This window comes from Bradyrhizobium sp. SZCCHNRI3052 (genome assembly GCF_032484895.1).
Classification (GTDB): domain Bacteria; phylum Pseudomonadota; class Alphaproteobacteria; order Rhizobiales; family Xanthobacteraceae; genus Bradyrhizobium.
Map to the genome: position 1 here is coordinate 225,306 of NZ_JAUETW010000007.1, position 23,041 is coordinate 248,346.

Annotated in this window: 26 protein-coding genes; 17 read left to right on the forward strand and 9 right to left on the reverse strand. The window is 65.6% G+C overall.

Features of this window, described 5'->3' with window-relative positions; translation table 11 throughout:
• Positions 1-209 precede the first annotated feature (209 nt).
• Positions 210-1,271, forward strand: coding sequence for a polysaccharide deacetylase family protein (locus tag QW887_RS20560; RefSeq protein WP_316194888.1), 1,062 nt, complete (start codon positions 210-212; stop codon positions 1,269-1,271).
• Here QW887_RS20560 and QW887_RS20565 read toward each other — a convergent pair whose 3' ends face one another.
• The gene (locus QW887_RS20565) at positions 1,272-1,493 is read right to left on the reverse strand and encodes a DUF2842 domain-containing protein (RefSeq protein ID WP_315711497.1); all 222 of its coding nucleotides are present in this window, start codon (positions 1,491-1,493) and stop codon (positions 1,272-1,274) included.
• Between the two features lie 102 nt (positions 1,494-1,595).
• Here QW887_RS20565 and QW887_RS20570 point away from each other — a divergent pair, with 102 nt between their 5' ends.
• The 4 genes from QW887_RS20570 to QW887_RS20585 all read left to right on the forward strand — a co-directional run bounded on the left by QW887_RS20570 (position 1,596) and on the right by QW887_RS20585 (position 4,233).
• On the forward strand, positions 1,596-2,684 hold the full coding sequence (locus tag QW887_RS20570; RefSeq protein WP_316194889.1) for a COX15/CtaA family protein: 1,089 nt from the start codon (positions 1,596-1,598) through the stop codon (positions 2,682-2,684).
• A gap of 704 nt (positions 2,685-3,388) precedes the next feature.
• Entirely contained in the window at positions 3,389-3,682 is a 294-nt protein-coding gene (locus tag QW887_RS20575) for a BrnT family toxin (protein WP_315750855.1), read from the forward strand.
• A gap of 4 nt (positions 3,683-3,686) precedes the next feature.
• Positions 3,687-3,887, forward strand: a complete 201-nt coding sequence (locus QW887_RS20580; protein WP_315738305.1) for a hypothetical protein — start codon at positions 3,687-3,689, stop codon at positions 3,885-3,887.
• Positions 3,888-3,996: 109 nt separating this feature from the next.
• A complete protein-coding gene (locus tag QW887_RS20585) occupies positions 3,997-4,233 on the forward strand; it encodes a transcriptional regulator (RefSeq protein WP_315750857.1) in 237 nt (78 codons plus the stop codon).
• Positions 4,234-4,408: 175 nt separating this feature from the next.
• On the opposite strand, the gene QW887_RS20590 is transcribed toward QW887_RS20585, so the two are convergent.
• Positions 4,409-5,317, reverse strand: coding sequence for an amino acid ABC transporter substrate-binding protein (locus tag QW887_RS20590; protein WP_316194890.1), 909 nt, complete (start codon positions 5,315-5,317; stop codon positions 4,409-4,411).
• A 172-nt stretch (positions 5,318-5,489) separates the two neighbouring features.
• Complete coding sequence (locus QW887_RS20595; RefSeq protein WP_315711504.1) at positions 5,490-6,389, reverse strand: LysR family transcriptional regulator; 900 nt, start codon at positions 6,387-6,389, stop codon at positions 5,490-5,492.
• 129 nt (positions 6,390-6,518) lie between these two features.
• Here QW887_RS20595 and QW887_RS20600 point away from each other — a divergent pair, with 129 nt between their 5' ends.
• The gene (locus QW887_RS20600; protein ID WP_316194891.1) at positions 6,519-7,151 is read left to right on the forward strand and encodes an RraA family protein; all 633 of its coding nucleotides are present in this window, start codon (positions 6,519-6,521) and stop codon (positions 7,149-7,151) included.
• Positions 7,152-7,262: 111 nt separating this feature from the next.
• Here the strand turns inward: QW887_RS20600 and QW887_RS20605 are convergent, their stop codons facing one another.
• Positions 7,263-7,601 carry a hypothetical protein gene (locus tag QW887_RS20605; protein WP_315750861.1) on the reverse strand — a complete coding sequence of 113 codons (339 nt, stop codon included), beginning with the start codon at positions 7,599-7,601 and terminating at the stop codon, positions 7,263-7,265.
• Between the two features lie 318 nt (positions 7,602-7,919).
• Between QW887_RS20605 and QW887_RS20610 the strand changes: the two genes are divergently transcribed.
• Positions 7,920-8,114 (forward strand): hypothetical protein, encoded by a 195-nt coding sequence (locus tag QW887_RS20610; protein WP_315827183.1) that lies wholly within the window; start codon positions 7,920-7,922, stop codon positions 8,112-8,114.
• 330 nt (positions 8,115-8,444) lie between these two features.
• Here the strand turns inward: QW887_RS20610 and QW887_RS20615 are convergent, their stop codons facing one another.
• From QW887_RS20615 to QW887_RS20625, 3 genes are all read right to left on the reverse strand, one after another.
• The gene (locus QW887_RS20615) at positions 8,445-9,728 is read right to left on the reverse strand and encodes an O-acetylhomoserine aminocarboxypropyltransferase (RefSeq protein ID WP_316194892.1); all 1,284 of its coding nucleotides are present in this window, start codon (positions 9,726-9,728) and stop codon (positions 8,445-8,447) included.
• A gap of 225 nt (positions 9,729-9,953) precedes the next feature.
• Positions 9,954-10,538, reverse strand: a complete 585-nt coding sequence (locus QW887_RS20620) for a CoA-binding protein (protein WP_315711509.1) — start codon at positions 10,536-10,538, stop codon at positions 9,954-9,956.
• 239 nt (positions 10,539-10,777) lie between these two features.
• The gene (locus QW887_RS20625) at positions 10,778-11,599 is read right to left on the reverse strand and encodes an enoyl-CoA hydratase (RefSeq protein WP_315750868.1); all 822 of its coding nucleotides are present in this window, start codon (positions 11,597-11,599) and stop codon (positions 10,778-10,780) included.
• Positions 11,600-11,669: 70 nt separating this feature from the next.
• Here QW887_RS20625 and QW887_RS20630 point away from each other — a divergent pair, with 70 nt between their 5' ends.
• From QW887_RS20630 to rpsI, 3 genes are all read left to right on the forward strand, one after another.
• Complete coding sequence (locus QW887_RS20630) at positions 11,670-12,098, forward strand: PaaI family thioesterase (protein ID WP_315827182.1); 429 nt, start codon at positions 11,670-11,672, stop codon at positions 12,096-12,098.
• Positions 12,099-12,256: 158 nt separating this feature from the next.
• On the forward strand, positions 12,257-12,721 hold the full coding sequence (rplM, locus tag QW887_RS20635) for a 50S ribosomal protein L13 (protein ID WP_315711511.1): 465 nt from the start codon (positions 12,257-12,259) through the stop codon (positions 12,719-12,721).
• Position 12,722: 1 nt separating this feature from the next.
• Positions 12,723-13,205, forward strand: a complete 483-nt coding sequence (gene rpsI / locus QW887_RS20640) for a 30S ribosomal protein S9 (protein ID WP_172109671.1) — start codon at positions 12,723-12,725, stop codon at positions 13,203-13,205.
• Positions 13,206-13,301: 96 nt separating this feature from the next.
• Here the strand turns inward: rpsI and QW887_RS20645 are convergent, their stop codons facing one another.
• Positions 13,302-15,401 (reverse strand): LamG-like jellyroll fold domain-containing protein, encoded by a 2,100-nt coding sequence (locus tag QW887_RS20645; RefSeq protein ID WP_316194893.1) that lies wholly within the window; start codon positions 15,399-15,401, stop codon positions 13,302-13,304.
• Between the two features lie 390 nt (positions 15,402-15,791).
• Here QW887_RS20645 and QW887_RS20650 point away from each other — a divergent pair, with 390 nt between their 5' ends.
• The 4 genes from QW887_RS20650 to QW887_RS20665 all read left to right on the forward strand — a co-directional run bounded on the left by QW887_RS20650 (position 15,792) and on the right by QW887_RS20665 (position 19,303).
• Complete coding sequence (locus QW887_RS20650; protein WP_315711515.1) at positions 15,792-17,015, forward strand: GGDEF domain-containing protein; 1,224 nt, start codon at positions 15,792-15,794, stop codon at positions 17,013-17,015.
• A gap of 68 nt (positions 17,016-17,083) precedes the next feature.
• A complete protein-coding gene (locus QW887_RS20655; protein WP_315711517.1) occupies positions 17,084-17,386 on the forward strand; it encodes an antibiotic biosynthesis monooxygenase family protein in 303 nt (100 codons plus the stop codon).
• Between the two features lie 37 nt (positions 17,387-17,423).
• Positions 17,424-17,972 (forward strand): phosphohydrolase, encoded by a 549-nt coding sequence (locus tag QW887_RS20660; RefSeq protein ID WP_316194894.1) that lies wholly within the window; start codon positions 17,424-17,426, stop codon positions 17,970-17,972.
• Between the two features lie 161 nt (positions 17,973-18,133).
• Complete coding sequence (locus tag QW887_RS20665; protein WP_315711520.1) at positions 18,134-19,303, forward strand: M20 aminoacylase family protein; 1,170 nt, start codon at positions 18,134-18,136, stop codon at positions 19,301-19,303.
• An 18-nt stretch (positions 19,304-19,321) separates the two neighbouring features.
• Here QW887_RS20665 and QW887_RS20670 read toward each other — a convergent pair whose 3' ends face one another.
• Positions 19,322-20,470: an AI-2E family transporter gene (locus QW887_RS20670; protein WP_315711522.1), complete on the reverse strand. Its 1,149-nt coding sequence runs from the start codon at positions 20,468-20,470 to the stop codon at positions 19,322-19,324.
• 233 nt (positions 20,471-20,703) lie between these two features.
• On the opposite strand from QW887_RS20670, the gene QW887_RS20675 reads away from it, so the two are divergent.
• The 3 genes from QW887_RS20675 (at position 20,704) to QW887_RS20685 (ending at position 22,799) form a co-directional block, all read left to right on the forward strand.
• Complete coding sequence (locus tag QW887_RS20675; protein ID WP_316175240.1) at positions 20,704-21,474, forward strand: gamma-glutamyl-gamma-aminobutyrate hydrolase family protein; 771 nt, start codon at positions 20,704-20,706, stop codon at positions 21,472-21,474.
• 82 nt (positions 21,475-21,556) lie between these two features.
• Complete coding sequence (locus tag QW887_RS20680) at positions 21,557-22,165, forward strand: hypothetical protein (RefSeq protein WP_316194895.1); 609 nt, start codon at positions 21,557-21,559, stop codon at positions 22,163-22,165.
• Positions 22,166-22,223: 58 nt separating this feature from the next.
• Positions 22,224-22,799, forward strand: coding sequence for a hypothetical protein (locus QW887_RS20685; protein WP_410052617.1), 576 nt, complete (start codon positions 22,224-22,226; stop codon positions 22,797-22,799).
• The last annotated feature ends 242 nt before the right edge of the window (positions 22,800-23,041 follow it).

A 23,041-nucleotide genomic window follows, 5' to 3' on the forward strand; every position in this document is an offset into this window, starting at 1 on the left:
ACAAAAGGTAATGGCAATGACGTCGTCCCAAATCGGGAATGGCACAAACAAAGACCTGTTCAAATCGGCAGCGGCCACGCGATCTTGACGGCGGACGATCGCTATCATCGGATGGCGGTGATCATGACGCGATCGCGCCACGGTCTGTCCGCATCAGGTGGGCGCGGACGGTCTGGTTTCAAGTGGGATTCGGGGAAGGGGCGCGGGAATTGTCGTCGGACAACAGGTGGCTGCGCAGCGCCCGGCTCGAGCTGGCCTATTTCAGCGGTGGCACGCTGCTCGCGTCGCGCGCCACGGGCGGCGCGGGCGCCGTGCTGCGGTTCGAGCGCGTGCGCCCGCGGCGCAAGGGCGCGTTCCAGCCGCTGAAATGCGTGGAGATCACCCCCGTTTTCCTCGACAAGGTGATCCGGGCGCTGAAGCGCTGGGGCTATGACATCGTCTCGCTCGACGAGGCCTGCGACCGCGCCGTGCGCCTTCCCCAAAGCAGCCGCTTCGCCTGCCTGAGCTTCGACGGCACCGCGAAGGACCTGATCACGCACGCCTATCCGGTGCTGGCGCGCCACGGCGTGCCGTTCACCGTTTACGTGCCCTCGGCCTTCCCCGATGGGCTCGGCGAAGCCTGGTGGCTGGCGCTGGAGGCCGTGATCGCGCGCGAGGCCCGCATCAGCCTTGTGATCGATCATCGTGAGCAGCGCTTCAACGTGGTCACGCCGGCCGAAAAATATGAGCTGTTCGCGTATCTTTCGGCGTGGCTGCGCAAGCTGCCTCCGGCCGAGCTGTCGATCGCGATCCGCGACCTCTGCGCGCGCCATTCGGTCGATCTCGCCGGCCTGAGCCGCGAGTCCTCGATGGACTGGACCGACATCGCCCGTCTCGCCGCCGACCCCAACGTCACGATCGGCAGTGCCACCGTGCACTATTCCGTGCTCGCCAATCTCCGGGATGCCGACGCCCAGCGCGAGATCACGATGGGCAAGGCGGTGCTGGAGACGGCGCTGCGCCGCCCGGTCCGGCACATGGCGTATCCGTTCGGCGACCGCTATTCGTTCCGCCGCAGCGACGTCGTGCTTGCGGAGCAGGCGGGCTTCGTCAGCGCGGCCTCGACGATGCCAGGCGTCGTGCAGAGCGAGGGCCGCACGCATCTGCACATGCTGCCGCGGATCGCCTGGGACGGCCGCTCGCGCTCGCTGCGCGCCTTGAAGGTGCTGATGGCCGGCATCACCCTGCCGCGGGAAAAATCCGCGCCGCAGCCGAAGCTCGATCTCGGCTGATCAGCCTTGCTGCCGCTCCGGATCCGGGCGCAGCATCCAGCTCACGATCGGCATCGCGGGCAGCACCCAGCCCATGCCGACGACGACGTAATAGACCGCCTGCAGCCAGCCGGAGTTGGCGATCAGGGGGAATTGCGCCATCACCATGCCCATCATCGACCAGGCGAAAGCGAGCAGGAGCAGCGCGACGGCGCCGATCAGTTTGCGGGTGCGGATCGTCATGACGGGATTGTCAGCTTTGGCTGGGGGCGGCGCGGCTTGCGCGTGATTTCGCCGGGATTATAAGGGCCTGTCAGCCCCGGTTCAATCGAGCGTTCAACGTCCATGACCACGGTTCCCCGCACCACAGATCTCGCCGCGATCCGCATCTGGCTGCTCGTCGTGGCCGGCCTGATCGCGCTGATGGTGCTGGTCGGCGGCGCCACGCGGCTGACCGAATCCGGGCTGTCGATCGTCGAATGGAAGCCGGTCACGGGCACCTTGCCGCCGCTGTCCGCGCAGGCCTGGACCGACGCCTTCGAGGCCTACAAGACCATTCCGCAGTATCGGCAGATGAACGCCGGCATGACCCTGCACGAGTTCAAGACCATCTTCTGGTGGGAATGGAGCCATCGGCTGCTCGGCCGCGTCATCGGCATGGTCTATCTGCTGCCGTTCCTGTGGTTCCTGTGGCGCGGCGCCGTGTCCGGCCCGCTCGGCCGCAGGCTGTGGCTGATCTTCGGCCTCGGCGCGCTGCAGGGCGCGGTCGGCTGGTGGATGGTGGCCTCCGGCCTCACCGAGCGCACCGAGGTGGCGCCGGTCCGTCTCGCGACGCACCTCTCGCTGGCGCTGTTGATCTATGCGTCGATCGTCTGGACCTTGCGGCGGCTTTCGTCGCGTGAGGAAACCGCGGCACCGGCGCGGCTGCGGCTCACCGCGTGGATGCTGGTCGGCGTCACCTTCGTGCAGCTCTATCTCGGGGCGCTGGTCGCCGGCCTGCGCGCCGGCCTCGTCTACAACACCTGGCCGGAGATCGACGGCGGCCTGATCCCGAAGGCGGCCAATCTGTGGATCCATTCGCCGTGGTGGATCAATCTGTTCGAGAACGATCTGACGGTGCAGTTCATGCATCGCATGACCGCCTACACGCTGCTGGCATTGGCAGCCTGGCACGCCTTCGACGTGATGCGTGCCGGCGTCGGCCGCGACGTGGTGCGCGGCGCGCACCGGCTGCTCGCCGCGATCCTGGTGCAGGCCGTGCTTGGGATCTTGACCCTGCTGGCGCTGGTGCCGATCTCGCTCGCGCTGCTGCATCAGGGCACGGCCATCATCGTGCTGACCTTCGCCGTGCTGCAAGCCGAACGCCTGTCGCCGCGACGTGTCGCTGTTGTCGCCGTGCCGCGGACGGCCGTGGCGGCCGGGCAGGCGGGGTAGGGCGTTCTCGCGCTCGCTGTTGCAGCGACCTCCGCCGTCATTCCGGGGCGCCCGCAGGGCGAGCCCGGAATCCATTGAGCCGCGAGACACGCTGGAAAATGGATTCCGGGCTCGTGCTGCGCACGCCCCGGAATGACGGTGGAGAGACATTCGCGCAAGCCAACAAGCGTGACTACGCACGCTGCGCAATGATGTGAAGACAAACATCCTCTTCCTCGCGCGCCATCACGCCGAGTTCTGCCGGTCGTTTCCCCCTCGAAACACGCGAGGGCGCAGGGAAGGCCGGATGCCTGGCCGGCACCCATGGCCCGCGTGCAAAGAAAAGAGCACGCGGCGGTCACCACAGGTACGGCCTGATACATCCGGCCTTCCCCGCGCGATGGTTTTAACGCTTATACGCGATCTCCCCGGGGACCGGGCTCTCTTGCCCCCGTCATCTCGCGCGATGCGTTGAGCACCGACACGAGACTTGGCGCCAGCGTCGGGGCGCCAGGACCACGCGACTTCGCCGTCCGTGACAGATCGCTCGTCCGCGCGAACTTTCGTCCGCGCACGGCCCGCCACGTCCACCGCATTCCCAATCCCACGCAACTGGACGATCCGGAAGCGCCCCTCGGCTGGACAGGAACAAAAAGAGAACATAAGCTGATTTGCGTCGTTTGGCAAGCGTGGCGTGTCGCGGACATCACCGGGTGGGGCGGACCATGCAATTCGAGTTCGATTGGGATCCGGCCAAGGCAGAGAGCAATCTGCGCAAGCATGGCGTTGCGTTTGAGCGGGCGATGAGCATCTTCGGCGATCCGTTGGCGCTCTCGCGTCTCGATGACGGATCTGGCGCAGGCGAGGAACGATGGGTTACGATGGGACGCAATATTGCTCACGAGCTACTGCTGGTCGTGCATACGTACACGGAGCTATCGGCAGACCGCGCAGCGATCCGCATCATTTCTGTCCGTCGCCCGACCCGGCGCGAAATCCGCTCCTACGAGAATGGGTGATCCGATGAAGGATGAATACGATTTCTCGAACGCCGAACGCGGCAAGTTCTTTCGCAAGGGCGCGCGAATGCTGCCTCCGGTGCATCTCGAGCCTGATGTGCTCGATCACCTGACCGGGCTGGCCAGCGCGCGGGGCGTATCGTTGACCGAATTGGTCAACACGCTTCTCAAGGAGGATATTGAGCGGATCGAGGCTGCGAAATAGCTCTTTGGGAGTTTCTGCGAGCACCTCATGATGCCTTCGCGACCGCGACACGGTTCGGGCGCGCTCGGACCGCGATCCGGCGTTTCGCGAGGCGTTGTTCCAGGAAGCCGTGAGTGCGCTGCTGCGCGGAGAGGTCGATGACGGCCGCGCCGGCCTGCGTGCGTATATCAACGCAACGATCGGCTTCGAGGCGTTGAGCAACGCGCTCGGGCGGCCGTCGAAGAGCCTGATGCGCATGTTAGGGCCATCCGGCAATCCCACGGCCGAGAACCTGCTTGGCGTGATCGGCGTGTTGCAGGCAGAGACAGGCGTGCAGTTCGACGTGCGCGTCGTGGTCGCGGAGTGAGTTACTGGCGCGCGCGGATCAACAAGATCACAGCTGCTCTCAACCAATGAAGAACGAATACGACTTCTCGAACGCCGCCGCTGATCTCGGCAATATCCGATGGCCGTCCGTCGCAGGCGACCACGGCGGATGAGGCTAGTCTCCGCCGTTGCCGTTGGCACGGATATCGCGAGCTTCAATCGGGCGCATACGCGTCCGGGTCGGGACTGCTGCTGGGCGACTTGAACGCCGCGCGTAAAGCGGCGGGCATCTGGTAGTTGAAGTTGATCCCGGTCGGCGGCACGGGTGACTCGAACCATTTCTTGTAGAGCGCGTCGATGGCGGGGCTCTGATAGAGCTCGGCGGTGACGCGATCGGCGATGGCCTTGAACGGCGCATCGTCCTTGCGCAGCATGATACCGAAAGGTTCGGGCTTGGAGAATGCGTCGTTGCTGATCGTGTACGCCGCCGGGTCCTTCGACCGCGCGATGGCGACCGCGAGCTGGACGTCATCGAGCACATAGGCCTGCGCCCGGTCGGTCTCCAGCATCAGGAACGCCTCGGCCTGGTCCTTGGCCGGAACGATGTTGATGCCGAGCTTGCGTTCGACATTGACCTTGTTCAGCTGGGCGATGTTGGTCGATCCGGCGATCGCGACGGCCGTCTTTCCCCTGAGGTCGTCGATCGTCTGGAGCGAGAGCGATTTCTTGGCCGCATAGCGTGTGGCGCTGAGAAAGTGCGTATTGGCAAAGGCCACGAGCTTCTGACGTTCGGCGTTGTTGGTGGTGGAGGCGCACAGGAGGTCGATCGTGCCGTTCGTCATCAGCGGGATGCGATTGGAGGACGTCACCGGAACGGTTTCGATCGTGAGGTCAGGAAGCCCCAGCTCCTTTTTGACCGCATCCGCGATCCGGCCGCAGATGTCGAGCGCGTAGCCCACCGGCTTCTGGTTGCCGTCGAGATAGCTGAACGGCACCGACGATTCCTGGAAGCCGATCGATATCCTGTTCGTCTCCTTGATCTTCTGGAGCGTGCCGGTCAGTTCCTCGGCGCCGGCGGCGTTTGCAGCGAGCGCTGCCGTCAGCAGAAGTCCCCAAATGCGCATCAAAGCCTCTCCTCGCAGCAATCCTCTTCGCGCGTGCAGCGTTGCACGCGCAGCGACGATGCAGCCTCGCTGCGTCCAGCCTGGATGAAAAGGGATAAAACCGCCTTCTTTCTCATTCCTGGAGGTGATGGATCGCCGCGCCGGGCGTCGTCGCCGGGTTCACCTGCCCGGTCTAACCTTCGAGTTGACGGCCGAAATCGCAGGTCTGGCGCGCCAGCTCCGCTACGGCGGCCGCGAAGGCCGAGGGTCTGTCGTTGCGATACATGGCCGCATAGGGCACGGCCGGCAGCGTCGGCTTGACGGGCAGGATGACCAGCTTCTTCTGCTCGAAGAGAGGACGAAAACAGCGTTGCGGAAGATAGCTGATGCCGAGGCCGGCCACGGCGAGCCCGACCAGCGCGGTCAGATTGTCGACCGAGATGGCGCGCTTGAACGAGACGCCGTTGGCCGCGAGCCATTTGTTGACGAAGAGGCCGGAGCCCGAGCGACGGCCCTGCATCAGAATCGTATGATGACCAAGCTCGTCGAAATCGAGGCTCCGGCGCGCTCTGACCAGGCCGGGGCGCGCCGTCCACACGTTCTGCACTTCGGCAAGCCGCACTGACGTCACCTCCGGGTCGGAGAAGACGTCCGGGATGACGACGAGATCGAGGCTGCCCTCGATCAGCCGATCGTAGAGGCTTCGGGAGGTTTCGACCTCAGGCTCGATCATCACCGCCGGATGGGCTTCGCGAATCGCCGAAACCAGACGCGGCAGCCATGTCAGCGCGGACAGCTCCGTCGCCCCAAGCCGCAGGCGGCGGGCCGGTGACTGCCGGCCGTCCTTCAACTCCAGGATCTGGTCCTGCAACGCCAACATCTGCCGGCCAAGAGCAAGGATCTGCTCGCCACGTTCGGTCAGGCGAGCCCCGCGCTGGCTGCGATCGAACAGCGGAACGCGCGCGGAGGCCTCGAGCTCCTGGATGCGCTTCGAGATCGCCGATTGCGTGGTGTTCAGCTTGGCTGCGGCGCGTTCGAACGTGCCGAGCTCCGCGATCCAGTTCAAAGCTTCCAGCTGCTTCAGGGTGACCATGTTCGCATTCAAAAAAGAGATGGATCGATATCTCCATTTATCGGTTTTCTGAATTCAAGGCGAGTCCTACACCGCCGAGGCGGCGCGCCATCGAGCGACGCTCTGGACTGTGCAAGACGGGGAGCGAGAATGGGTGAGGGACAAGCGCAGCCTGGTGCGCCGATCGATGCGGCGGTCGTCGCCGCGTTCAAGAGCGTTTCCACGGCCGTGATCAGTGACAACCTTCAGCGGCTGCCTGGTGCAGCCAGTCTACGGCCATTCTATACGGGCTCGCCGATGGCCGGGATCGCGCTGACCGTGAATACGGCGCCGGGGGACAATCTCTTCATTCATCGCGCGCTCGATCTCATCACGCCCGGCGACGTCCTCGTCGTCAATGGCGGCGGCGACGAGACGCGGGCATTGGTCGGCGAGATCATCGCCGCCATCGCGAGGGAACGCGGCGCGGCCGGGATCGTCGTCGACGGCGCGATCAGGGACTCCGGCGTGCTGATGAAGTCCGACTTCCCCGTGTTCGCGCGTGCGGTCAATCACCGCGGCCCCTACAAGAACGGTCCGGGCGAGATCAACGTGCCGGTGTCGATCGGCGGCATGATCGTCACGCCAGGCGATATCGTGGTCGCCGACGCCGACGGGGTGGTCGCTTTCGCGCCGGCGATCGCGTCCGAGCTGCTCGAGTCCGCCCGCGCGCAGGAACAGCGTGAAGCCGAGATCCTGGCGAGCATCCGCGCAGGGCGCTATGCCGGTGCCTACGCAAAATAGCCGGCTATTGCGGTCGTCCGCACGAGCCTCGGTGGTATGCGGAACCTCGTCCTTGTCGTCCCGGATGTCGCTTCGCCCATCCGGGCTACTTACATGCCAACGGCACCCCGCTCAGCAATACCCATACACGCCACACGCGTAGGGCAGGCGGAACATGTAGTTGGTATAGCCTTCGCCGCCGTAATAGGGGCCCTGGTAGTCGTAGGAGAAGGCGCGGCCGTAATAGCCGGGCAGCTCCTGGCGGCCGAACAGCAGCGGCGTCGAGGGCCACATCGGGGAGATCAGCGAGTCCTGGTCCCTGACGACGACGACCGTCGGCGGCGGCGCTCTCACGGCGCGGCGGGCCTTGGTGTGCACGATCTTGTCGTGGACGGCCGGCAGGTCGGCCGCGAGCACGACGCCGTTCGCCGCGATGGCCGCCAGCAGCATCATGATCACCAACGTTCGCATCCTGCTCTCCTCGACTTCTGTTCGGGTGGCGTCGGCGCTTCGCGATACATCCACCGCTGCTTTCACGCGGGTCCGGAAGGCGATTCCACGGGCGGCAGGATGAGCCGGGTATGGTTAACGAAATCCTTCCGGCATCCGACAGTTGGCTGCAATCATCCGTAGAAGGACGGGCATTTTCAGCTTTTGTTAAGTTCTGCGGGTGCAAGCTTACTGCTGCCGGCGATTTTGAAGGTCGGCCGAATGCAGCCCGGCCGCTGCGTCCGGGCGCGAAAATCTCTGCTGCATTTCATCAGAGTCTCAGACCAGAAGGTTTCGAGCATGTCGGTGATCATGTTTTCGGCGTCGGCGCGCCAAAATCTCCAATCACGGACCGGCTTAGTCAACGCTGAACTCGCTGCCATCGACGAGCGCGCCGCCGGCCTGCAGGCGCTGTCGGCGAGCCGGCTGATCGCGGCCTCCGCGCTGCCTCTGGCCGGCCAGATGCACGCGCGCCTGTTGCAGCTGATGAGATGATCACCTGGAGTTAACGAGGGCGCGGTCCGAGAAGCCGGCAACGGCCCGGCCGTGGGACGAAGGAGAGCGCGGAAGCCCAAGGGGGCCGCCCGCGCTCTCTTTGTTTTCGGGGCCGCTTGCTGCCTCAGCTGTCAGTTGTTCGTCATGCGCGGGCTTTTCCCGCCTGCGGGGCCGAAGCCCCTTCGGCGCGGCGACGGCCCGCGCATCCACGTCGTCATTGCCGGGGCAAAGACATGAATGGCCGGGACAAGCCCGGCCATGACGTGGTGAGAGATGCGCTCGTCATGCCGCATGTCGACGCGCGGCGCGATCCGTGGAGCGAAACGCGCCTTACGTGCTCAGCGCCTGCTCCAGGTCGGCGATCAGGTCTTCCTTGTCCTCGATGCCGACGGAGATGCGGACGATGTCGGGGCCGGCGCCGGCCTTGATCTTCGCCGCGTCGTCGAGCTGGCTGTGCGTGGTCGAGGCCGGGTGGATCACCAGCGAGCGGGTGTCGCCGACATTGGCGAGATGCGAGAACAGCTTCAGGTTCGACACCAGCTTGACGCCGGCGTCGTAGCCGCCCTTGAGCGAGAAGGTGAACACGGCACCGGCGCCCTTCGGGCAGTATTTGCGCGCCAACGTGTAATACTTGTCCTCGGGCAGGCCGGCGTAGTTCACCGAGGCCACGCCGGGATGCTTGCTGAGATATTCGGCGACCGCCTTGGCATTGTCGCAGTGCTTCTGCATGCGCAGCGGCAGGGTCTCGATGCCGGTCAGGATCATGAAGGCGTTGAATGGCGACAACGCCGGTCCGAGATCACGCAAGCCCAGCACGCGGCAGGCGATGGCGAAGGCGAAATTGCCGAACGTCTCGTGGAGCCGGATGCCGTGATATTCCGGACGCGGCTGCGTCAGCATCGGGTATTTGTCGCCGCTGCCGGCCCAGTCGAAGGTGCCGGCGTCGACGATGACGCCGCCGATCGAGTTGCCGTGGCCGCCCAAGAACTTGGTCAGCGAGTGCAGGACGATGTCGGCGCCGTGATCGATCGGGCGGATCAGATAGGGCGAGGCCAGCGTGTTGTCGACGATCAGCGGCACGCCCGCCTTGCGCGCCACCTGCGCGACCGCCTCGATGTCGGTGATGGTGCCGCCGGGATTGGCGATCGACTCGATGAATACAGCCTTGGTGCGTGGGCTCACCGCCGCCTCGAAGCTCGCGACGTCATCGGTGTCGGCCCACACCACGTTCCAGCCAAAGCTCTTGAACGAATGCGTGAACTGGTTGATCGAGCCGCCATAGAGTTTTCGCGCGGCGATGAACTCGTCGCCGGGGGACAGCAACTGCTGCAGCGCCACGACCTGCGCGGCATGGCCTGAGGCAACGGCAAGCGCGGCGGTGCCGCCCTCGAGCGCGGCGACGCGCTCCTCCAGCACGGCGTTGGTCGGGTTGCCGATGCGGGTGTAGATGTTGCCGAATGCCTGCAGCCCGAACAGCGAGGCGGCGTGGTCGGCATCGTTGAACACGAACGACGTGGTCTGGTAGATCGGCGTCGCCCGCGCGCCGGTGGTCGGGTCGGGCTGGGCGCCGGCGTGAATGGCAAGGGTGGCAAATCCCGGGGGACGTTCGGTCATGGTGTTTCCTCTTGGCTTGATCCGTTGCGCGCCGGCGCCGGCTGGCGCAGGGATCGATGATGGGAGACGGTGTCGATAGCGCGCATCGTGCGCCTCCGCGTCATCCCGGCGGAGGACATTTGCCAGCGGCCAGGATGGCGTCAAGGCTGCCGGCGCCGATCGCTCCGATTTGAAATGCGCTGCTGTGTCGCGCCGTCGTCGCGACACGTTCCTTTCGCAGATGCGTCAGGCGGGATCGCTTCTGTCCTTCGCGGCGCGGTCGGCCGCGGCCGTCGTGCCGCCGCCGACGCTGGTGCGGTTCAGCGACAGCCGCATGCCTTGCGTCGGGATCGGCGCGCGCTTGGCGCTGATGGTGCGCGAGTTGACGCCCATCCAGGAGATCTCCGACGACAGCCGGCCATATTCGATCTTGGGGCAGCGGTTCATCACGACCTTCAGTCCAGCGGCCTCGGCCTTTTCGGCCGCCGCATCGTCACGCGCGCCGAGCTGCATCCAGATCACCTTCGGCAAAGGTGAGAGCTTCAGCGCCTCGTCGACGACAGGCATGATGTGCTGGGAGCTCCGGAAGATGTCGACCATGTCGAGGGGGCGGCCAATGTCGGCGAGCGAGGCGACGAAGGGGCGGCCCATCAGGCTCTTGCCGACATGGCCGGGGTTCACCGGGATCATGTCGTAGCCGCGCTGCACCAGATATTTGAAGGCGAAGAAGCTCGGCCGGATCTCCGACGGCGAGGCGCCGACCATCGCGATCACCTTCACGCCGTTGAGAATGCCGCGGATGTAGTCGTCGGGATAGGTGTCGTGATTCATGAGCGGTGCAATCTGTTAGTTGCTGTCATTCCGGGGCGTGCGCAGCACGAGCCCGGAATCCATACTCCCGATCGTGGTTATGGATTCCGGGCTCGCCCTCCGGGCGCCCCGGAATGACGAGCCAGTTTCAGTTTCTGTCATTGCGAGGAGCACTTGCGACGAAGCAATCCAGGGGCTCGGGCGGGACTCTGGATTGCTTCGCTGCGCTCGCAATGACGAAGGAGAGAGCAGGGCGAGCTTCACTCGTCCCGCCAATTCGGCGTCCGCTTCTCGATGAAGGCGCCGATGCCTTCTTCCGCGTCGCGGGCGAGCATGTTCTGCGTCATCACCTCTGCCGCATAGCGATAGGCGTCGGCAAGGCTCATCTCGGCCTGGCGGTAGAATGCCTCCTTGCCGAGCTTGATCGTATAGGCCGATTTGCGCGCCACTTGTTGTGCCAGCGCAATCGCGGTGTCGCGTTCCGTGCCGGCCGTGACCACGCGGTTGACGAGGCCCAATTCGCGGGCGCGGACAGCGGGAACCGGCTCGCCGGTCAGCAGCATCTCCATCGCCTGCTTGCGGGGTACGTTGCGCGACAGCGCCACCATCGGCGTCGAGCAGAACAGGCCGATGTCGACGCCGGGCGTGGCGAACGAGGCGCGCTCGGAGGCGACGGCGAGATCGCAGCTCGCGACCAGTTGACAGCCGGCGGCGGTGGCGATGCCCTGCACGGACGCGACAACCGGCTTGGGCAGATGCACGATCGCCTGCATCATCGCGCTGCAGGCGTTCATCAGCCGGGCGAAGAAGGCGCGGCCGCGGTCGGCCTCGCTGCGATGCGCGGTGAGTTCCTTGAGGTCATGGCCGGCGCAGAACGCAGGGCCATTCGCTGCGATCACCACGGCGCGCACGGCCTTGTCGGCGCCGATCTCGGCCAGGGCCCGATGCAGCTCTGCGATCAGCGGCTCCGACAGGCTGTTGCGCTGTGCCGGGCGGTTGAGCGTGAGCACGGCGACGGGGCCCGCCATCTCGCGCAACAGAATCGGCGTATCGGCGGCGTCGGCGAGGGCAGGGACGGACATTGCGATTTCCATATGGGCGCATCGATGCAGCTAATGTAACAGATGAGCAACGACGAGAGCAGGGGGAGAGATGACGGCGAAGATGACCATCGCGGAGCTGGAAACGTTCCTGCACGCGGAATTTCCCCAGGCGTTCCGCACCGGCGGTGACATTTCGATCGAGAGCGCCGACGGCAAGAGCTGCCGGATGCGCCAGCGCTTCAATGAGCGCATGTTGCGCCCCGGCGGCACCGTCTCCGGGCCGACATTGATGGCGCTGGCCGATTTCGCGATGTACGTGGTGCTCTTGTCGGCGATCGGTCCGGTCGGTCTTGCGGTGACCACGAATCTCAACATCAACTTCCTGCGCAAGGGCGCGGCCGGCGCCGATGTGCTGGCGGAGGCGCGGCTGCTCAAGCTCGGCAAGCGGCTCGCGGTCGGCGAAGTCACGCTGCTGTCAGGGGAATCGCCCGATCCGATCGCCCATGTCACGGCGACCTATTCCATTCCGAATGCGTAGGGTTTTCGAGGGTATTATTGCACCATATTTGCAAGCTGCTGTTTTTGTTGCATTAATTTGACGCCGATGGCGTTGACGAATGCAGGCCGCTTCTCTAGAAGCTGCGACCAGTTCGGTGCGTCACCCGCGCCGCATTCTCCCTGTCACGGATATCTCTCATGAAAACCTTTTCGGCAAAGCCGGCCGAGGTCCAGAAGAAGTGGGTCGTGATCGACGCCAAGGGTCTGGTCGTCGGCCGTCTCGCCACGCTGGTCGCCATGCGGCTGCGCGGCAAGCACCTCCCGATCTACACGCCGCACGTCGACTGCGGCGACAACGTCATCATCGTCAATGCCGCGCACGCCGTGCTGACCGGCCGCAAGCGCGAGCAGAAGGTGTACTACAAGCACACCGGCTATGTCGGCCACGTCAAGGAGCGCACCGCGCGCCAGATCCTCGAGGGCCGCTTCCCCGAGCGCGTGATCGAGAAGGCCATCGAGCGCATGATCCCGCGCGGGCCGCTCGGCCGCGTGCAGATGGGCAATCTGCGTGTCTATGGCGGACCCGATCATCCGCACGAAGCGCAGAACCCCGAGAAGATCGACATCGCCAAGTTGAACCGCAAGAACACGAGGGCCGCATAAGATGGCCGAAAGCATCCAGTCTCTCGATCAGCTGTCGCAGCTCAAGGGGGCCGTCACGGCTCCCGACGCTCCGAAGTATGAGAAGAAGGTCGACAAGTTCGGCCGCGCCTATGCCACCGGCAAGCGCAAGGACGCGGTCGCCCGCGTCTGGATCAAGCCGGGCTCCGGCAAGGTCACCGTCAACACCCGCGACATCGAGGTCTACTTCGCCCGTCCGGTGCTGCGCATGATGATCGAGCAGCCGATGGTCGTCGCTGCCCGCAAGGGCCAGTACGACGTGATCTGCACGGTCGCCGGCGGCGGCCTGTCCGGCCAGGCCGGTGCGGTCCGTCACGGCCTGTCCAAGGCGCTGACGAATTTCGAGCCGGAGCTGCGCGGCGTCCTCAAGAAGGGCGGCTTCCTGACCCGCGACTCGCGCGTCGTCGAGCGTAAGAAGTACGGCAAGGCCAAGGCCCGCCGCTCCTTCCAGTTCTCGAAGCGCTGATCGCCTGGCTCCGGCTCCGTCCGGATCCATCAGCTTCAAATACGAACGGGCGCCCTCGCGGGCGCCCGTTTTGCTTTTGACGCAGGCTTGCGCGGGTCAGGCGCTGGCGCGGCGCGCGGTCAGCCATTGGCTCGGCGCCAGCGGTTTCGACACCACGCGGACCTCGCCGATGCTGCCGATGAAGCCGTCCGACGGCGCGCGGTCCCACCAGCCGCAGCCGAGTGCCCAGGGCTGCGACGCCGCCGTCGAGGCGATGCCGTTGCCGCCGATGACGCTGCGCACGACCGGCGCGCCCTCGATGTAGAGCACGGTCGAATTGTCGGCGGGATCGTTGACGATCGCGAGGTGATACCAGGTGTCGAGCATGATCTCGCCGGACCAGTCGGTCTGCGGCTGCCGGGTCGAACTCGACGGCACGACCTCCCACTGCACCTCGCGCAGGTTGGAGATGGCGAACAGGATCGGCGGTGACTCCGGATCGCCGCCGGCATAGCCCGGCAGCCAGCCGCGGTTGCCGAAGCGGGTCAGGATGTTGCACCAGGCGTGGTCGGCGGCCTTCCAGTTCGGATCGATCTTGATGAAGGCCTCGACGGTGTAGCCGGATGCGAACGTTGCCGCGTTGATCGGCGCGTTGGCCGCCGTCGTGAACCAGCTGAAGCGGCCGGCGCCCTGCTTGGTGGTGTTGAGGAACTGCACGCTGCCCGGCGCCGACGACAGGCGATGCTTGTCGGCTGTGAAGACGACGTCGGCGACCTGGGCGGCACCCGCCAGCGTGGCGCGCTGCATCGGGTTGGCGGCGGTGAGGTCCGACAGCGCGGTGCCGGCGGCCACGGCCTTGCCGATCGCCGACGACGTGATCCGCCAATGCGCAACGGTCTCGGCCACGAGCGGATAGTCCTGCTCGTTCGCGGGCGGCACCACCACCGGTTCGGGCGCCTCGGTGTAGTTGGCGTAGAGATCCTGCTTGAGGCGCGGCAGGATCGGCGTGCCGGCGAAGGCCGGCAGATGGCAGAAATTGGTGAAGCGTGAAAACCGCCGGCGGAAGTCGATGGGAATCGAGAACGCGTGATTGTCCTCGGACAGCCAGGCGCGGTCGAACTGCTTCAGGCTGTCCTTCGGCTTCTCGACCACCCAGGGCGAGAACGAGGCGACGTCGATCTTGTTGGCCGTGAAGTCGAACTCGTACAGCCGCATCAGGCCGTTGCCGCCCTGATAGGCCATCTGATAGTCGACCACCATCTGATGGACGGGGTTATGGAAGTCGTTGATCTTCGTCAGCAGCGCGCCACCGTGATAGTGGCCGTTCAGGGTCATGAAGATCTGGTCGTTGCTGCGGATCAGCTTCTCCCACAGGTACTGGCCGTAGGCGACCTCGAGCGGGCTCGTGCCGTCATTGGCGATGTTCAGCAACTGGTGATTGGCGAGGATCACCGGCAGCATCGGATGCCGCGCGATCATGCTGCGCGCCCAGGCGATCGCATCGTCCGAGGCGCGCCACGACAGCGACAGCACCATGAAACTGACGCCGCAGGCATGGAACACATGCGCCTCGTGCCAGCCGCTCGGATGCCGCTCCAGGAAGGTCCGCTGCTTCGCGGCGCGGCTCGTCGGAAACCATGTGAGATAAGGCTCGGACGCGCCGCGCTGCGCATCGGTGCCCGCGCCCTGGCTCGCCGCGTTCTCGAATTCCAGCGCCGAAAGCACGTCGTGATTGCCCGCGAGCACCGAATACGGCCGGCCGGCGTTCTCTAAGAGCTTCATCGCGGCATCGGCGACCGCCCATTGCTGCGGATGCTTGGACTGGTCGACGACGTCGCCGAGGTGGATCGTGAACGGGATGTGGTACTTCGCGGCGTTGTCGACGATGAACTGCGTCTGCGCGGGGTAGGGCGTGCTGCCATATTGCCGCTGATAGGACTGGCCTTCTTCTGACGTCGCATAGCGCGAGTAGAACTGCGTATCGGGAAGGACGGCGAGCGCGAAGCTGGTCGTGACGTGACGATGGTGATGGTGCATGCGCCAATGCGCGTGCGCCGCCTGGCCGGGCAGCAGGCTGGCGCCGAGGCCGAGCGCCGAGACGCCCATGGCATTGCGCAGCAGGGTGCGGCGATCGACGCCCTGCGCCGGCTGCGGGTCGCGCGCCGGATGATCGCCTGCGGCCGCCTTGTTGTTCGATGAATCGTCGTCGAAAGACATCCTTGTCCCCACCTCGAGCGGCGGATCGCGCCGCGGTCGGGACGTGTTAGGGAGAGATGATCTCAAATTTGAGAAGGTTTCTTATCGTTTCGATGAGTGTTCGCCGCAGGACGGGAAACCATTGATTCCGCACGATGGGGCGCACAACTATCAATGAATGACGCTGTGCCGTGTACAATCAGGGCGGGCGGTCGCGCGGATTGCCCCGGCATTTTTGAATCCTGTTTGCAGATTTCTTGCGCAGCAATTTGCTGACGAGTTGTGCCGAGCTTTTCGAGAAAACTTGGTATCCCAGGCAAACCTCTTTCCAACAAACCGCCCGCTAGGTTGATCGCGATAAGGCCGCGCTAACCCTGAATTCCCGCGCCGCCGCAGCAACCGAGGTGATCGATGGCGCTTGATAGCATGACGCTCGACATCGTAGCGACCATGGTCGCAGCGCTGCTTGGCGCTATGTTGCTCCACTTCGGCCGGCAGGAGAACACGCCGGCGCTGCGCTGGTGGGGCGCGGCCTACGTCCTCGGCGCGGTCGCGATCGCGCTGTGGACCTTGATCGGCGAGCTCTACGGCGAGGTGGTGTCGCTGTTCCTGAGCTCCATCGGCCTGATCGCCACTGCCATGGTGTGGAACGCCGCGCGCGTGTTCCACGGCAAGCCGGCGAGCGTGCCCGGGCTCGTACTCGGCGCGACGGTCTGGATCGCCAGCGGCATGCTGCTCGATGCGTCGGCGCAGGCGCTGCGGCTGACGATCGGCGCCGCGATCGTCGTGATCTACGCCATGCTGACCGCGGCCGAGCTGTGGCAGGAGCGGCGGCGGACCCTGCACAAGCGCTGGCCGGCGCTGATCGTACCGGTGATGCATGGCTTCGTGCTGATGTTGCCGATCCTGCTCGGCAACATGCTGCGCGATTCCGACGGCGCCTTCGCCGCGGCCTGGGTCACGATCTTCTCGATCGAACTCGTGCTGTATGCGGTCGGCACCGTGTTCGTGATCTTCATGCTGGTGTCCGAGCGCATCGTCAGCGCCCACAAGCGCGCGGCGACCACCGACCCGCTGACGGGCCTGCTCAACCGCCGCGGCTTTGCCGAGTCCTGCGCGCAGCTGATCGAGCGCGAGGCGCGCGAGCAGCGCCCGGTCAGCGTGCTGATCTTCGACATCGATCATTTCAAGTCGATCAACGACCGCTTCGGTCACGCCGAGGGCGACGAGGTCCTGAAGCTGTTCGCAAACGTCGTGGTCAACAATCTACGCCTCACCGATCTCTCGGGCCGGATTGGCGGCGAGGAGTTCGCAGCACTTCTGCCCTGTTCCATCGAAGAGGCCATGGTCGCCGCCGAGCGTGTCCGCGAGGCGTTCGCGGCCTCCGGCGTGGTGTGCGAGGACAAGCCGGTCGATACCACCGTCAGCATCGGCGTTGCCGGCGGGCCGGGCGGGACCGATCTCGACGTGCTGCTCGCGGCCGCCGATACCGCGCTCTACAAGGCCAAGCGCTCCGGTCGCAACCGGGTCGAGGCCTCGGCGGAGCTGCCGCTGTCGCTCGACCGCTACCGCCGCCAGCGCGCTGCCGCGGCTGCCAGCCTGCCGCAGTCGGGAGAGGCGGTGTTGTCCAGCTGAGGTGCGGCTTTCGCTCTCCCGAGGTCTGGGCTAGACAAGCGGCCCACACCAGGGGAGGCCGACAGAACATGATCACGGAAATCGCCCAGATCGACGTCAAGCCGGGCACGGAGAAGGATTTCGAGGCCGCGGTCGCGAAAGCACGCGCCGCCTTCGGCCGCTCCAAGGGCTTTCACGGCTTCGAGCTGCACAAATCGATCGAGAAGCCGCAGCGCTACCGCCTGATGGTGAAGTGGGAAACGCTCGAGAACCACACGGTCGATTTCCGCGGCTCGGAGAACTTCACCGAATGGCGTGGCCTGGTCGGGCAGTATTTTGCCAATCCTCCGGATGTCGAGCACACCGAGACGGTGCTGACCTCGGCCGGCTGAGGCCGCGCGTCAGCGCTGCTCCGCCACGGAACACAACATGACGCATGACGATCTGGTCGAAGCCTACTCTGCCGGGGGACGGCACTACCACGATCTTCGCCACGTCCAGGATTGCCTGGACCAGCTCGATCGCGTCGCGGACCTCAGCGTCCGCGAGCGCGAGATCCTGACGCTGGCGATCTGGTGGCACGACGCCGTGTATGATCCCACGCGGTCCGACAATGAGGAGCAGAGCGCCATCCTTGCCGAGCGTCACGTCGCGCCCGAGCTGCGCGACGAGGTCGGACGCCTGATCCGGCTGACCCGGACGCACGATGTCGCGCCCGACGATCGGCTGGGCGCGCTGCTCGTCTCGATCGATCTCGCCATTCTCGGCGCCGACGAGGCCAGCTACGACGCCTATGCGGATGCGATCCGGCGCGAATATGCGCACGTGCCGGACGACGCCTACCGCGCCGGGCGCGCGGCGGTGCTGGAGCGGTTCGCGCGGCGCTCCGTGATCTATCCGGATGCGGGCTTTGCCGCTGCGCTCGACCAGAAGGCGCGGGCCAACCTCGCGCGCGAGCTGCGCGGCCTTCGATCATAAGCAGGATCAGCTCAGGCGTTTCGCGCGGCCGCGTCGCCGCGGCAATGCAGCCCGTGCAGCATTGCATGTGCTGATAGCGCTTGTCTTTTGCCGTGGCCCGACATGCAATGAGATGACATGCGCGTCGCCATGACGCGCTCCCCATTTTCTGGAACTCCGTTATGCCGATCATCAACCGCGCCGCCGAGCTGGCGGAAGACGCCAAGGTCTGGCGCCGCGATTTCCACCAGCATCCCGAGCTCCAATATGAGGTGCATCGGACGGCCGGGCGCGTCGCCGAGCTCTTGACCTCGTTCGGTGTCGACGAGGTCGTCACCGGCATCGGCCGGACCGGCGTCGTCGGCGTCATCCGCGGCCGCGAGTCGTCGCCGCGGGTGATCGGCCTGCGCGCCGACATGGACGCGCTGCCGCTGCAGGAGGTCAGCGACATCCCGCACAAGTCCACCATTCCCGGCAAGATGCACGCCTGCGGCCATGACGGCCACACCGCCATGCTGCTGGGCGCGGCGCGCTATCTCGCCGAGACGCGCAACTTCGCCGGCACGGCCATCGTCATCTTCCAGCCGGCCGAGGAGGGCGGGGCCGGTGGCCGTGCGATGGTCGAGGATGGCCTGATGGAGCGCTTCGGCATCGAGGAGGTCTACGGCCTGCACAATGCGCCGGGCCTGCCGCTCGGAACGGTCGCGACGCGCACCGGCGCGGTGATGGCCGCTGCCGACACCTTCGAGGTGCGTCTGAAGGGGCTTGGCGGCCATGCGGCCCGGCCGAACAAATGCGTCGATCCGATCATCGCCGGCGCGCAGATCGTGACCGCGCTGCAGACGATCGTGGCGCGCAACGTCGATCCGGTCGAAAGCGCGGTGCTGTCGATCACGCGCTTTCACGCGGGGACGACCGCCGACAACATCATTCCGCAGACCGCCGTCATCGGCGGCACCGTGCGCACGCTCGATGAGGACATCCGCCGCTTGATGGACGAACGCTTCAAGGGCCTGGTGACGGCGCTCGCAAGCGGCATGGGCGTGGAGGCGGAAATCGACTACGAATGGGGCTATCCGGTCGTCATCAACCATGCGGAGCAGACCGCGTTCGCGGCCGACGTGGCGCGCAGCGTCGTCGGGCCGGAACAGGTCATCACCGACATGCCGCCCCGGCTCGGCGGCGAGGACTTCGCCTACATGCTGCAGGCGCGGCCCGGCGCGTTCGTCTTCATGGGCATCGGCGATGGGGCCGGCGTGCATCACCCGGAATATGATTTCAACGACGACGTGATCCCGCACGGCATCAGCTATTGGGCCAAGCTGGTCGAGACCGCGATGCCGGCCGGCTGAGCGGGCTCTGACCGGGCCTCAGATCGCGGCCGCGGCGTCCTCGGTGCGGCGGTCGCTCTTGAAATAGTCGATCATGACCTTGGCGATCGCCATCAGCGGCAGCGCCAGGGTCAGGCCCCAGACGCCGAACACGATGCCGAGCAGGATCTGGAACGCAAACAGCGTGGCCGGCGGGATGTCCAGCGCCTGGCGCTGGATCAGCGGCGTCAGCACGTAGCTCTCCATCGCGTGCACGCCGAGGAACAGCACGAAGGCGCTGACCGCAGCGACCCAGCCGGAGGCGAGGCTCGCCAGCACCACGATGACGCCGGCGATGATCGCGCCGACGGTCGGAATGAACGCCAGCAGGCCGGCCTGGATGCCCAGGATGAACGAGCTCTGCACGCCGATGATGGCGAGGCCGATCCAGGTGACGAGGAAGACTGCGAACATCGTCGTGATCTGGGCGATCAGCCAGCGTTCCAGCGTGTAGCTGATGCGGTCCACGATCACGGTGGCCTGGTCCCGGTACTTCGCCGGCGCCAGGAAAAGCAATCCGCTGCGGTAGACCGCCGGCTGGGCCGCGAAGGCCAATCCCAGGAACAGCACGATGAAGAAGTTGCCGACGGCGCTGACGGTGCCGAGCAGCAGCTTGAAGGTCTGGCTGACGATGGCGCCGCCGGAGGAGGCCAGCGCGCTCGGCGAGGGCAGGCCGCCCGGCAGGCCATGGGACGGCGTCTGGGTCGGTGTGGTCGAGCCGCCATCAGGCGCGGCAGTGGCCGTGCTCGCGGCGTTGAAGTCGAAGAAGCTGGTGTCGATGCCGTTGCGGTCGAGGAAGCCCTTGATGTTGCCGAGCTGCGACTTGATCGTATCGCTCAGCACCTTGGCCTGGTCCGCGATGGTGGTGCCGCCGAGGAAGACGATGCCGACGAGCACGGCCGCGAGGGCCAAGCAGACGATGACGAGCCGCGCCGGATGCGGCCAGGGCAGGACGCGGCCGAGCAGGCTGGTCATCGCGTTGAGCGCGACGCCGAGCAGCATGCCCGCGAACAACAGGAAGATCGCAGCCGCGTAATACCAGGTGAAGGCCATGCCGGCCATGAACAGGGTTACCCCGATGCCGCCCACGGCAATGGCCCAGGCCAGGTCGCTGCGGGCCTGGAGGCGTGGGTCGGCGGGGGCGGTCATGAGGCATCCTCTGTGCTGATCGGCCCCCACACATTGGCGAAAACGGCTGGCGGATCAAGCACAGGCTTGGGGAAGCGGGGTGCTGCAGGACGCTTGCGGGGGTGTCGGAATTGGCATTGGGGACCCGCGTGGCCATATGTTGATCCTGCCGTGCGACGCAGGCATGATTTGTGCCTGCCACACTGGCGGACGCGCCGCCAACGGCCACATAAGAGGGGAGAGAAACAAAAACAATGAAACGTCCGGTGGTCGGCGTGATCGGCAACAGCCATCGCGTCGAGAACAGGTTCACCGTGCAGATGGTGGGCGAGCGCAACCTGAGCGCCGTGGCCGAGGTCGCGGGCGCGCTACCGCTGATGTTTGCCGGCGTTCCCGAGATCACCGACATCGCCGCGCTGCTCGATGTCGTCGACGGCGTGGTGCTGACCGGCGCCCGCGCCAACGTGCACCCGACCCGCTTCAACACCGAGCCGAGCCTCAAGCACGAGCCCTACGACGTCCATCGCGACGAGGTCGCGCTGCAGCTGTCGGAAGCCTGCGTCTCCAGAGGCATCCCGCTGTTCGGCATCTGCCGCGGCTTGCAGGAGATGAACGTCGCCTTCGGCGGCTCGCTGCATCCGGAGATTCGCGAAATTCCCGGCCGCATGAACCACCGCATGCCGAGGCTGGAGAACGGCGAGATCCATCCCGATCCCAACGTCGTGTTCGCCGATCGCCACGAGGTGCGGCTGACGCCGGGCGGTGCCTTCGCCAGCATCCTCGGCTGCGACAGCATCAAGGTCAATTCGCTGCATGGTCAGGGCATCCTGGAGCCGGGCGACCGCGTCGTGATCGAGGGCATCGCCGAGGACGGCACCATCGAGGCCATCCGCATCGCCGACGCGCCATCCTTTGCGCTCGGCGTGCAATGGCATGCCGAATATGACCCGCAGAAGAACCCGATCAATCGCAAGCTGTTCGAGGCGTTCGGTGAGGCGGTGAGGAAGCGGCATCTGTCATCCTGACGTCGGGGCTGAACCGGGTTTCCAAAACGGCAGACGAAGCTGCAGAGACGGCTCATCGTGAGCTCGTCACAAGGAATCCGTGATGCGCCACGTCCTGACTGTCGCCATTGTGCTCCTCGCCGCTCCGGCCTTGGCCCAAGGCACGCCGCCGATGGAAGGCCCGATCACCTGCTCGTCGCCGGTCGCGGCCACCGATTCGGCAAACAGCCTCAAGCAGCGCTATGGCGACGAGGCCGTGGTTCAGGATCTGCCGGGCGCCGAGGGCAAGACCTACAAGGGCCTCGTGCTGTTTCCGCGGGCGATGGACCGGCGCATCGAGGTCGGCTTCATCGACGATAAGGTCGCGACGGTGTCCGGGCTCACCTTGCGCGATACGGCCAAGACGAGCCGCTGGAGCGTTGCAGGCATCACGATCGGTGCGAGCCTTGCCGCAGTCCAGAAGGCCAATGGCAAGCCGTTCGTCGTTTCAGGCTTCGGCTGGGACTATGGCGGCTTCGTCACCGACTTCAAGAACGGCACGCTGGGACGCATCTTGCCGGGCGGCTGCTCGGTCACCGTGCGCTTCGGTAGGGACAAGGACGCGCCGCGGGCGCTTTCGGGCGATGGTGTGAAGGTGTCGTCCGACAATCCGGCGCTGGTGAAATTCGCGCCCGTCGTCACCGAGATCGGCATCAATTTCGCCGCGAAGTGATGGCTTCATAGTCGCAGGACTGACCGGGATGAGCATGCGCCGAACGAGCTTGTTGTTGATGCTTCTGGCTGCGCCGGCATGGGCACAGACCGCGCCGCCTGCCGATGGGCCGATCACCTGCACCTCGCCGGTGTCGGTCACGGACTCCGCCAAGAGCCTGATGCAGCGCTACGGCCAGGAGGCGGTGACAGACGACCGGTTGTTCACCGGGGTGGAGGACATCACCTATCAAGGCGTCGTGCTGTCGCCAAAAGTGCCGGACTGGCGTATCGAGATCGGCTTTGCTGACGAGACGATGCGGCGGGTGTCACGTCTCACCTTGATCGACTCCAAGACGAGTCATTGGAACGTTGCCGGCGTGACGCTCGGCTCCACTTTGGCCGAGGTGCAGAAGATCAATGGCAGGCCGTTTCTGATCCGCGAGTTCTTCACCGATGGTGGCGGCTTCGTTGTCGACTGGAAAGGCGGCACGCTGAGCCGTCCTTTGCCGGGTGGATGCTCCGTCAGCGTTCGCTTCGGCAGTGACGACCACGAGGGAAATCCGATCGGTGATCGCATCGCATCCGACAAGGCGGAGTTGCGCAAATGGGGACCGGTGGTCGAGCAGATCGTGGTGGGCTTTCCCGAAAAATAGCGGCTGAGTTGCGCCGTCGGGCCTCATGGTTCGAGATAGCGCGCACTTCTGTCGGATGATCTCATTGACTCATGGGCGCGCGCCTCCTCACCATGAGGAGAAACCGCGGCCTTGCGCGACCTCCATCTCCTCATCCTTAAGGAGCTTGGCGATAGCCGAGCGTCTCGAAGGACGAGTCCCGTTGGATCATCGCAGATGAGCAGCCACCAAAAAAAGGCGCCCGGTGAAGGGCGCTGGGGGCA